This window comes from Pseudoduganella lurida (genome assembly GCF_007830455.1).
GTDB classification, from domain to species: domain Bacteria; phylum Pseudomonadota; class Gammaproteobacteria; order Burkholderiales; family Burkholderiaceae_D; genus Rugamonas; species Rugamonas lurida.
Genome location: NZ_VLLB01000026.1, coordinates 1 through 1,199 on the forward strand (window position 1 = coordinate 1; position 1,199 = coordinate 1,199).

The following is a 1,199-nucleotide window of genomic DNA, read 5'->3' on the forward strand; positions in this document are numbered from 1 at the left end:
GAAAGGGTTGCAATAAACTGGTGGCTGCGACTGTTTAATAAAAACACAGCACTCTGCAAACACGAAAGTGGACGTATAGGGTGTGACGCCTGCCCGGTGCTGGAAGATTAAATGATGGGGTGCAAGCTCTTGATTGAAGTCCCAGTAAACGGCGGCCGTAACTATAACGGTCCTAAGGTAGCGAAATTCCTTGTCGGGTAAGTTCCGACCTGCACGAATGGCGTAACGATGGCCACACTGTCTCCTCCCGAGACTCAGCGAAGTTGAAGTGTTTGTGATGATGCAATCTACCCGCGGCTAGACGGAAAGACCCCATGAACCTTTACTGTAGCTTTGCATTGGACTTTGAATCAATCTGTGTAGGATAGGTGGGAGGCTTTGAAGCGGGGACGCCAGTTCTCGTGGAGCCAACCTTGAAATACCACCCTGGTTCATTTGAGGTTCTAACCTTGGTCCGTTATCCGGATCGGGGACAGTGCATGGTAGGCAGTTTGACTGGGGCGGTCTCCTCCTAAAGTGTAACGGAGGAGTTCGAAGGTACGCTAGGTACGGTCGGACATCGTGCTAATAGTGCAATGGCATAAGCGTGCTTAACTGCGAGACCGACAAGTCGAGCAGGTACGAAAGTAGGACATAGTGATCCGGTGGTTCTGTATGGAAGGGCCATCGCTCAACGGATAAAAGGTACTCTGGGGATAACAGGCTGATTCCTCCCAAGAGTTCATATCGACGGGGGAGTTTGGCACCTCGATGTCGGCTCATCACATCCTGGGGCTGTAGCCGGTCCCAAGGGTATGGCTGTTCGCCATTTAAAGTGGTACGTGAGCTGGGTTTAAAACGTCGTGAGACAGTTTGGTCCCTATCTGCCGTGGGCGTTGGAAATTTGAAGGGGGCTGCTCCTAGTACGAGAGGACCGGAGTGGACGAACCTCTGGTGTACCGGTTGTCACGCCAGTGGCATTGCCGGGTAGCTAAGTTCGGAAGAGATAACCGCTGAAAGCATCTAAGCGGGAAACTTGCCTTGAGATGAGATTTCCCAGAGCCTTGAGCTCTTTGAAGGGTCGTTCGAGACCAGGACGTTGATAGGTCAGGTGTGGAAGTGCAGTAATGCATTAAGCTAACTGATACTAATTGCCCGTAAGGCTTGTCCCTATAACCTTGACGGTTATAGTCAACAACAAGCATTTACCTGTGTTTGAG

1 rRNA gene is annotated in these 1,199 nt (G+C 51.0%); it reads left to right on the forward strand.

From position 1 onward, the window contains the following. Nucleotides 1-1,151 (forward strand): 23S ribosomal RNA (locus IP91_RS25900); the annotation flags it as partial. Nucleotides 1,152-1,199: the final 48 nt, after the last annotated feature.